14 protein-coding genes and 1 other RNA gene are annotated in these 8,682 nt (G+C 68.0%); 9 read left to right on the forward strand and 6 right to left on the reverse strand.

The features are described 5' to 3' along the window. The coding region (locus V6M42_RS00610; RefSeq protein ID WP_442880903.1) for an oxidoreductase at positions 1-578 on the reverse strand (578 nt) is incomplete at its 3' end. Positions 579-641: 63 nt separating this feature from the next. Further along, positions 642-1,715: an Mrp/NBP35 family ATP-binding protein gene (locus V6M42_RS00615; RefSeq protein ID WP_332676441.1), complete on the reverse strand. Its 1,074-nt coding sequence runs from the start codon at positions 1,713-1,715 to the stop codon at positions 642-644. 73 nt (positions 1,716-1,788) lie between these two features. Here V6M42_RS00615 and miaA point away from each other — a divergent pair, with 73 nt between their 5' ends. The 6 genes from miaA (at position 1,789) to V6M42_RS00645 (ending at position 5,278) form a co-directional block, all read left to right on the forward strand. After that, entirely contained in the window at positions 1,789-2,694 is a 906-nt protein-coding gene (gene miaA, locus V6M42_RS00620; RefSeq protein WP_332676442.1) for a tRNA (adenosine(37)-N6)-dimethylallyltransferase MiaA, read from the forward strand. 63 nt (positions 2,695-2,757) lie between these two features. Further along, positions 2,758-3,009, forward strand: a complete 252-nt coding sequence (locus V6M42_RS00625; protein WP_332676445.1) for a hypothetical protein — start codon at positions 2,758-2,760, stop codon at positions 3,007-3,009. 6 nt (positions 3,010-3,015) lie between these two features. Continuing rightward, positions 3,016-3,381, forward strand: a transfer-messenger RNA (tmRNA) gene (gene ssrA / locus V6M42_RS00630). A 111-nt stretch (positions 3,382-3,492) separates the two neighbouring features. After that, positions 3,493-3,984 (forward strand): SspB family protein, encoded by a 492-nt coding sequence (locus V6M42_RS00635; protein WP_332659569.1) that lies wholly within the window; start codon positions 3,493-3,495, stop codon positions 3,982-3,984. A 60-nt stretch (positions 3,985-4,044) separates the two neighbouring features. After that, the gene (locus V6M42_RS00640; protein ID WP_332676446.1) at positions 4,045-4,809 is read left to right on the forward strand and encodes a C13 family peptidase; all 765 of its coding nucleotides are present in this window, start codon (positions 4,045-4,047) and stop codon (positions 4,807-4,809) included. Positions 4,810-4,873: 64 nt separating this feature from the next. Further along, on the forward strand, positions 4,874-5,278 hold the full coding sequence (locus V6M42_RS00645; protein ID WP_332676448.1) for a GFA family protein: 405 nt from the start codon (positions 4,874-4,876) through the stop codon (positions 5,276-5,278). On the opposite strand, the gene V6M42_RS00650 is transcribed toward V6M42_RS00645, so the two are convergent. After that, positions 5,254-5,625, reverse strand: coding sequence for a RusA family crossover junction endodeoxyribonuclease (locus tag V6M42_RS00650; protein ID WP_332659565.1), 372 nt, complete (start codon positions 5,623-5,625; stop codon positions 5,254-5,256). The two genes, V6M42_RS00645 and V6M42_RS00650, sit on opposite strands and share 25 nt — an antisense overlap. Positions 5,626-5,729: 104 nt before the next feature. On the opposite strand from V6M42_RS00650, the gene fumC reads away from it, so the two are divergent. Then, positions 5,730-7,118: a class II fumarate hydratase gene (fumC, locus tag V6M42_RS00655; protein WP_332676450.1), complete on the forward strand. Its 1,389-nt coding sequence runs from the start codon at positions 5,730-5,732 to the stop codon at positions 7,116-7,118. Between the two features lie 57 nt (positions 7,119-7,175). Here fumC and V6M42_RS00660 read toward each other — a convergent pair whose 3' ends face one another. Together V6M42_RS00660 and V6M42_RS00665 are read right to left on the reverse strand one after the other, a co-directional pair. After that, a complete protein-coding gene (locus V6M42_RS00660; protein ID WP_332676453.1) occupies positions 7,176-7,577 on the reverse strand; it encodes a YccF domain-containing protein in 402 nt (133 codons plus the stop codon). Between the two features lie 105 nt (positions 7,578-7,682). Beyond that, a complete protein-coding gene (locus tag V6M42_RS00665; protein ID WP_332676455.1) occupies positions 7,683-7,916 on the reverse strand; it encodes a DUF2171 domain-containing protein in 234 nt (77 codons plus the stop codon). A gap of 74 nt (positions 7,917-7,990) precedes the next feature. Here V6M42_RS00665 and V6M42_RS00670 point away from each other — a divergent pair, with 74 nt between their 5' ends. Together V6M42_RS00670 and V6M42_RS00675 are read left to right on the forward strand one after the other, a co-directional pair. Further along, positions 7,991-8,167, forward strand: coding sequence for a DUF4169 family protein (locus V6M42_RS00670; RefSeq protein WP_332676457.1), 177 nt, complete (start codon positions 7,991-7,993; stop codon positions 8,165-8,167). A gap of 3 nt (positions 8,168-8,170) precedes the next feature. Next, the gene (locus V6M42_RS00675) at positions 8,171-8,323 is read left to right on the forward strand and encodes a hypothetical protein (RefSeq protein WP_332676459.1); all 153 of its coding nucleotides are present in this window, start codon (positions 8,171-8,173) and stop codon (positions 8,321-8,323) included. On the opposite strand, the gene V6M42_RS00680 is transcribed toward V6M42_RS00675, so the two are convergent. Beyond that, on the reverse strand, positions 8,320-8,682 hold a 363-nt coding region (locus V6M42_RS00680), incomplete at its 5' end, for an EamA family transporter (RefSeq protein WP_332676462.1). The genes V6M42_RS00675 and V6M42_RS00680 overlap by 4 nt on opposite strands.

Here is an 8,682-nt window from a genome sequence, read left to right on the forward strand (position 1 = left end):
CCGCCGCCCCAACGGTCGGCGCGGTCGTTCAGGCCGGACCAGAAGAACTGGTCGATCAGATAGCCGTGGGCGCCGTGGATCTCGACGGCGTCGAAGCCGAGTTCGCGCGTGGCGCGCGCCGAACGGCCGAAGGCGGCGATGGTGTCGGCGATGTCCTCGTCGGTCATCGGTTCAAGCTTGCGATTGCCGGGCGTGGTGAAGCCCGAGGGGCTGTCGACCTTGCCCAGCGGCGCCCAGTCCGCGCCCTGTCCGCGCGCCGAGCCGACATGCCAGAGCTGGGGCGCGATCAGGCCGCCGGCGGCGTGGACCGCCTCGACGACCTTCTTCCATTCCGGCAGGGCCTCGCCGTGGAAGACGGGGACCTTCGCGTCATTGCGGGCCGCGGGCCGTTCGACGACCGTGCCCTCGGTGACGATCAGACCCACTCCGCCCTCGGCGCGGCGGCGGTAGTAGCCGGCGACGTCGCTGGTCGGGATTCCGCCGGGCGAGAACGAGCGGGTCATCGGCGCCATGACGATGCGGTTGGGCATCTTCAGGGACTTGACCTGGAACGGGCGGAACAGGGTCTCGACGCTCATCGACTCTCTCGGAGAACTGACTGGAACCGGCAAGGTGGCGATTACAGTTTCGTTTGGAAACCCTCAGAGGTCGAGTTTTTCCGCGATCGCCTTTGCGATGGCCGCGAAGCGGGCTGCGAGGTCGCCATCCGGCCGGCTGGCCACGATCGGCGCGCCGGCGTCGCCCCCTTCGCGGAAGGCGGCGTCCAGCGGCAGGTCGCCGAGGAAGGGGATGGACAGCCGCTCCGCCTCGGCCCTGGCCCCGCCCTGACCGAAGACCGGGCCGGTCATGTTCTCGATCAGGCCGAGGGTCGGGACGCCGACCTTCTCGAACAGGCGATGGCCCCGGCGGGCGTCAGCCAGGGCGACCTCCTGCGGGGTGGAGACGATGACGGCGCCGTCCAGCGGCGTCTTCTGTATCAGGGTCAGCTGGACGTCGCCGGTGCCGGGCGGCAGGTCGACGACGAGGATGTCCAGCGGCGCCTCTTCCGTCCCCCAGGCCGTCTGGGTCAGCATCTGGGTCAGGGCCTGCGACGCCATGGGGCCGCGCCAGATCATGGCGTCGTCGGCCTTGGTCAGCAGGCCGACGGACATGGCCTTCAGGCCGTGGGCGACGTGGGGCTGGATCTTGCCGTCGCGATATTCGGGCTGGCCCGAAATGCCCAGCATGGTGGGCATCGACGGGCCGTAGACGTCGGCGTCCAGCAGGCCGACGGAGAGGCCGCGCGCGGCGAAGGCGGCGGCCAGATTGACCGCGACCGTGGACTTGCCGACCCCGCCCTTGCCGCTGGCGATGGCGAGGACGCGGCGGACGTGGGGAGGCCGGTCGGTGGCGACGGGCGCCTTGGGGCGGGTCTGGTCGACGGCCTGGGGCGACAGGGAGGCCCGGCGGGCGGGCGGGACGGTTTCCGTGGTCAGGACGACCGAGACCCGCGCCATGCCCGGGAGCGCCTTCAGCGCGGCCTCGGCGGCGTCGCGGACCGGGGCGTAGCGGGCGGCGGCGGCGGTCGGAACCTCCATGACGAAGCCGGCGCGGTCATCGGTCACTGTCAGCCCCTGCACCAGACCGGCGGCGACCAGCCCCTGCCCCGTCTTCGGATCGAGGATGCCGTCGAGAGCGGCGATGACTTGCTCGCGGAGGGGAGACGGGTCGGGCAAGGCGGGTCGGTCCGGGTTGCGGGGGAGAGGCCTGCGTTCTATCGCCGGAGACAGCCGCCCGCGAGCCCCGCATTTGTCACAGCCCCTCATCACCCTGATCGCCGGCCCGACCGCCTCGGGCAAGTCGCGTCTGGCGCTGGAGATGGCGGAGCGGAGCGGCGCCCTGATCATCAATGCGGACAGCCAGCAGCTCTATGCCGATCTGCGGGTGTTGACCGCCCGTCCCTCGCCGGAAGAGGAAGCCGTGGCCGGGCACGCCCTGTACGGCGTCGCCGACGCGGCCGACGCCTGGTCCGTCGGGCGCTGGAGCCGCGCCGTCCTGCCGCTGGTGACGGAGCAGGCCGCGCGACGCCGTCCGGTGCTCCTGGTCGGCGGAACGGGATTGTATTTTACGGCCCTGACCAGAGGCCTGGCGGATATTCCGGATATCCCGCTCGAGGTTCGGGACGCCGCCGGCGCGATGTTCGACGCCGAAGGCGAGGCCGTCTTTCGCCGCCGGCTGGCCGAGGTCGATCCCGTCGCGGAGGCGAGGATCGAGGCCGGCGACCGGCAGAGGCTGACGCGGGCATGGGCCGTGGCCAACCACACCGGGCGGTCGCTGAGCGACTGGACCGGAGACACGACGCCGCTCCTTTCGCCCGGGTCATGGACCGGGATGGTGGTCGAGCCCGGGCGGGAAAGCCTCTACGCCAGTTGCGACGCCCGCGTCGCCCGGATGGTCGAGGCCGGCGCGCTGGAGGAAGTCAGGGCCCTGGTCGCCCGTGGTCTCGATCCCGCCCTGCCCGCGATGAAGGCCGTCGGCGTGCGCGAGTTCGCCGGCTGCCTCGCCGGCGAGACGACGCTGGACCAGGCCGTGGAGGCGACGCGCCAGGCGACGCGCAACTACGCCAAGCGGCAGCTGACATGGTTCAGGAACCAGACGCCGGACTGGACGCGTGTTTCGTACGATGACGCGAAATCGGACGGCGAAATTACTTAAGGTTGACTTCTTCGCGGGTTTGGCCGCAACCTTGAGGCCTGCCGTCGCCGTTGGAGATCCGCCATGATCACCCTGCTCGCCGTCGCCCTGTTGGTGAACCAGACGCCCGGACCGATGCCGCGAAGCACGGATCGCGTTTCGGCTGATCAGCTTGTCTGCCGGAACGAAACCCGGCCCGCCACCCGGATCCCCAACCGCGTCTGCATGACGAGGATGGAATGGAACAGCCTTCGGGCGGCCGCCGTACAGGAGCGCGCCCGCGTCCGTCCGATCATCGACAACCGACGCCTCGGACGCGGCATCGGCCGCTGGTAGCAAGCGGCCCTTCAATTCCTCGCCGCCCCGGCCTATATTGGTCCTGTTCGGGTTCGCCCGGACTATGGCGATAAACGCGCTTGTAATAAGCGGACCGGACCCGGGTGCGATTCCCGGCGGCTCCACCATTTCTTCCCCGCGTTATCGGCGGAGCGAGCATGGGGCCGACTAGCATCGACGGACGTGTAAAGAAGACTGCTTTCGCCCGTCCTGGCCCACCGTATCGGGCCATTTTCTAACTGCGAACGATAACTTCGCTGGAGAAGTCGCTCTCGCCGCGTAAGCGGTTCGGGTGATTTCGAACACTTAAGTCCTGGGGGATCAGTTCCTCAGGCGGGGCCGCCGGGAGCCTGCCAACAGAATCCCGGCACTTTCCGCTCATCATTGGTTACGCCGCCGCAGAATCCGGCGCTTTCACCACGTCCCCATCTTTCGCCTGCCCTCGCGCACAGCTATCAGTTCGCCGAACCCCCGAGGCGACCCATGGCCGACGAAACTCCCCCAGTCGACGAGATGCACTACGAGCAGCTGGCGCAGGACGCCCTGCGCGGCGTCATCCGCTCGGCGCTGGAGCGCGCGGCCCTGCCCGAGGGCATCCCCGGGGCGCACCATTTCTACGTCACCTTCAAGACGCGGGCGCCCGGCGTCAGCGTCCCGCCTGACATCATGGCCAAATATCCGGACGAGATGACGGTCGTGCTGCAGCACCAGTACTGGGACCTGAAGGTCGAGCCGACGCGGTTCTCGGTCATGCTGAAATTCGGCGGCATGCCCAAGGTCCTGTCCATGCCCTATACGGCCGTGACCCGCTTCTACGACCCGTCCGTGCAGTTCCTGCTGCAGTTCGAGGCGCCGGCGACGGTGGAGGACATCGCGGCCGAGGTCGCCGCGGCGGAACCGCCGTCGACCGATCCGGCGGATACGGGCGACGACGGGCCCAAGGTCGTCTCGCTGGACCAGTTCCGGAAAAAGTAGCCCCTTCCCCTTCCCCGTGCGTCGGCTAACCTCGGTCTGTTCGGAACCGGGGGAGCGGTCATGGGACGGGTGTTTGTCTTCGTGCTGGCGATATGGATCGCCATGGCCTGCCCGGCCGGCGCCCAGACCTCGCGAACCCCGCCCGGCCGCTTTGAGGGCTGGACCTCGGCGATCATCGCCGCCGACTGGCGCGACGGACGCGGCCGGCCGATCCAGGCGTTCGACAATGCCCGCCGCGATCTGGTCAAGGGCTTCCTCAACGCCGGCTTCCCGCGCGCGACCATGGTCGATTACAGCCTGAGGCCCGACGCGGCGAACCCCGCCACGGCCCAGACCGTTCTGGACGGCCTGTATGATGCGGCGGCGCGAGGGAGCGCCGGCTGCCTGCTGTATTTCACCTCGCACGGCGCGCCGACGGCCATGGTCTTCGGCGACGCGCCGCGCATGACGCCGGACATGATGGTCAACATCGTCCGCCGGGCCTGCGGCGCGCGGCCGACCGTCGTCATCGTCTCGGCCTGCTATTCAGGGATCTTCGTCAACGCCCTGGCGGCGCCGAACCGGATGGTCCTGACCGCCGCCAGCCGCGAACGGACGTCATTCGGTTGCGGCGCGGACGAGACCTATCCGTGGTTCGACGGCTGCGTCATCGAGGCGCTCCCGGCGGCTACGGACTTTCTGGCGCTGGCGGCCGGGGCGCGCGCCTGCGTCAGCCGCAAGGAAGCGGAACGCGCGGTCGCCCTGCCGTCGGAACCCCAGTTGTTCGTCGGCTCCGAGATGCAGCTGCGGCTGCCGACGCTGCGGTTCAACCGCCCGACCGGCTGAATAAGCTCTGGCGTATCGGTACGGGAACATATAAGGAACATTCTCGTTCCAGAGGGAGGTCAGCATGCTGTCCGGAGGATGCCACTGCGGCGCGGTCCGCTATCAGATGCCGGAGGATGTGGCCCACCACGCCCTCTGCCATTGCACCGACTGCCGCAAGGCCAGCGGAGCGCCGGCCGTGGCCTGGGCCATGACCCGGACCGACGGGATCGCCATCACCGGAAGTCCGCAGGTCTACGCCTCGTCGGAAAACGGCCGGCGGTATTTCTGCGGCAAGTGCGGGACCAGCCTGTTCTACACCAATGACGCCATCTTCCCCGGCATGACCGACGTGCAGAGCGCCACCCTGGATACGCCGGACGCCCTGCCCTTGCAGGCGCAGATCCAGACCGCCGAACGGATCGGCTGGATGGCCACGGCGAACGAATTGCCGTCGTTCGACCGTTATCCGGGACCGCCGGAGGGCTGACGCGGGAAGGCGCGGATGGTGATCCGCTCGCGCTCGCCCTCGCGGCGTTCGACCAGAAGGCGGGCGACCTGGGCGTCGTCGTGGAACAGATAGCCCTTGATGGCGTCCAGCAGGGCCTTGGCGAGGTTGTCCAGGTCCATCCACGGCGGATCGCCGACGTGCTCCATCAGGATCTCGACCGTGTAGTCGCCGTATGAAGGGCGCGAGGACCACTCCTTGCGCATGAACTCATAGACCAGCGGCTTGTAGTATTTGGCCTGGGTGGTCAGGCCGTCGATGGTGATTTCGACGGCGTCGCCGACCTCGCGGGCGCGGACCTTTCCGATGCCGATCCAGCCTGCGGTCATTCAGCGTCCTCGCCCAAGTCGTGGCCTGAGCGCCTTGTTCGCTCGCGGCTCCGTGCTACACCGCCGCGCATCCTCCCGCCACGTCTGAAGAGCCTGCTTTCGCCATGACGAACCGCACCGAAACCGACACCTTCGGCCCCATCGAGGTCGCCTCGGACCGCTACTGGGGCGCCCAGGCGCAGCGGTCGCTGGGCAATTTCAGGATCGGCTGGGAAAAACAGCCCCTGCCGATCGTGCGGGCGCTGGGCATCGTCAAGCGCGCCGCCGCCGAAACCAATATGGCGCTGGGCAAGCTCGATCCGAAAATCGGCGAGACAATCGTCAAGGCGGCCGACGAGGTCATCGCCGGCGGGCTGAACGACCATTTCCCGCTGGTGGTCTGGCAGACCGGCTCGGGCACCCAGTCGAACATGAACGCCAACGAGGTGATCTCGAACCGCGCCATCGAGATGCTGGGCGGCGAGATGGGCTCCAAGAAGCCGGTCCATCCCAACGACCACGTCAATATGAGCCAGTCGTCGAACGACACCTTCCCCACGGCCATGCACGTGGCCTGCGCCGAACAGGTGGTCAACGACCTGCTGCCGGCGCTGAAGCATCTGCACGCGGCGCTGGACGCCAAGGCCAGGGCCTGGGACCACATCATCAAGATCGGCCGCACCCACACCCAGGACGCCACGCCCCTGACGCTGGGCCAGGAGTTCGGCGGCTATGCGCAGCAGGTCGCCAACGGCATCGAGCGCATCGAACTGACCCTGCCGAAACTGATGGAACTGGCCCAGGGCGGCACCGCCGTCGGCACCGGACTGAACGCCCCGATCGGTTTCGCCGAGCAGGTGGCCGAGCGGATCGCCGCCATCACCGGCCTGCCCTTCACCACGGCGCCGAACAAGTTCGAGGCCCTCGCCGCCCATGACGCCATGGTCTTCAGCCACGGGGCGATCAACACGGTCGCCGCCAGCCTGTTCAAGATCGCCAACGACATCCGCTTCCTCGGTTCGGGCCCGCGCTCGGGCCTCGGCGAGCTGGCCCTGCCGGAGAACGAGCCGGGCTCGTCGATCATGCCGGGCAAGGTCAATCCGACCCAGTCGGAAGCGCTGACGCAGGTCTGCGTTCAGGTGTTCGGCAACCACGCGGCGGTGACCTTCGCGGGCTCGCAGGGGCATTTCGAGCTGAACGTCTTCAACCCGGTGATGGCCTACAACTTCCTGCAGTCGGTCCGTCTGATGGCCGACGCGGCGATCAGCTTCACCGACAACTGCGTGGTCGGCATCGAGCCGCGCGAGGACAACATCAAACGCGGCCTCGACAACTCGCTGATGCTGGTTACGGCCCTGAACGGCAAGCTGGGCTATGACGCCTGCGCGAAGATCGCCAAGACGGCGCACAGGAACGGCACCACCCTGCGCGAGGAAGCGGTCGGCGGCGGCTATCTGACCGACGCCGAGTTCGACGAGGCGGTGCGGCCCGAGAAGATGATCTCGCCCGGCTGACTGTCCCGCCCGGATGAATCACACGCCGGCCTTCCCGCGAAGGCCGGCGTTCTCAATTCAGGGCTTGTCGCGGATCGTCCGTCCGATCGGGGCCAGCGCCAGCTTGGCCAGTTCCAGGTCCTTGAGCGCGAACGGGATGCCGATGATCGAGATGAACTCGGCGATGGCGATGACCAGGTGCGACAGGGCGATGTACCAGCCGGCGAAGATGAACCAGACGACGTTCAGCAGGAAGCCGACGCCGCCGGTGCCGATGTCATGCTGGCCGGTGAATTCGTCGCGCCAGACGACCTCGCGGCCGAACGGCCAGAAGGTGTAGCTGGCGATCCGCCAGGCGGCGAAGGTCCACGGCAGGCCGACGATCGTCAGGGCCAGGATTCCGCCTCCCAGCAGCCACAGCAGGCCCGCGATCCAGCCTCCGAAGATGAGCCAAAGGATGTTCAGGATCAGGCGGATCAAGGCGGTCGTCTCCACGCGTCCCGAATCGGACGCCGCCTAAAAGATAGGCAAAGGCCCCGCCGGATATCAGCGGGGCCTTCGTGAATTCGCGGTAAGCCGGACGGCCTAGTGTTTCTCGGTCCAGCGCGCCCGGGCCTCGTCCTTCGTCACGTTGAGATGGACGTGCTCGTCGACGTGATCGACCCAGCTGACCGGGATCAGGTGGTGTTTGAAGCCGCCGGCGAGGTCCAGTTTGGCCAGTTCGATCTGGTCGCCGAGGACGTGGTCGACGCGGCCGACGTGTTCGCCGTCCGAACCGACGACTTCGAGGTGTTCCTTGATCCGGGAGACGTCTACCATGTGAAAGCTCCTGTCCTGATGGCGTGGGAAATCAACGCCGTAAGGTTCGCCGGGTTTCGTTTGCGGAGGCCATGATGGGTGAAGTCGTCAATCTGAACCGGGTCCGGAAGGATCGGGCGAAGGCCGAGGCCAGGGCCGCCGCGAAAGCCAACCGCGCCGCTCACGGGCAGACGAAGGCCGCCCGGGCGGCGGCCGAAAAGGAACGCGAACGGGCGAACCGTTTGCTGGACGGGTCGAAGCTGGAGGACTGAGCCATGGCCGATCCGCGTCAGGACCCGCGCGTCAAACACGGTCTGATCCCGGTCCTCGTCGCCATGCGGGTCAAGGCCGAGCGCGAGCGGCGCGAGGCCGAGGCGGCGAAGAAGGCCGCGGCGCCGGAGAAGAAGAAACGGGGCTGGTTCGGCTAGGCCGCCTTGGGCGCGCGGATCAGCAGCGCCTGTCCCGACAGCACCAGCAGCAGGCCGACCAGGGCGGTCCAGCCGAAATGCGCGCCCTCGAACAGCACAGACACCAGCATGGCGATCGGCGGCGTCAGGGCCGAGATATAGCTGGCCATGGCGTAGCCGATGGTGCGGGCGATGGTGAAATACAGGCCGAAGGCGATCACCGAGCCGAAGATCGACAGATAGAGCAGCGATCCGACGTAGGTGAAGGTCGGGTCGATCCGGAACTCCACCCCCGTGGCGAGACCGTAGAGGGCCAGCAGGCCGGTGCCGTAGGCCATGGCCCAGGCGGTCGACGGTATGGCCTCGGAGCCGCGCTTCTG

It is taken from the genome of Brevundimonas sp., from assembly GCF_036677305.1.
In the GTDB taxonomy this organism is placed as follows: domain Bacteria; phylum Pseudomonadota; class Alphaproteobacteria; order Caulobacterales; family Caulobacteraceae; genus Brevundimonas.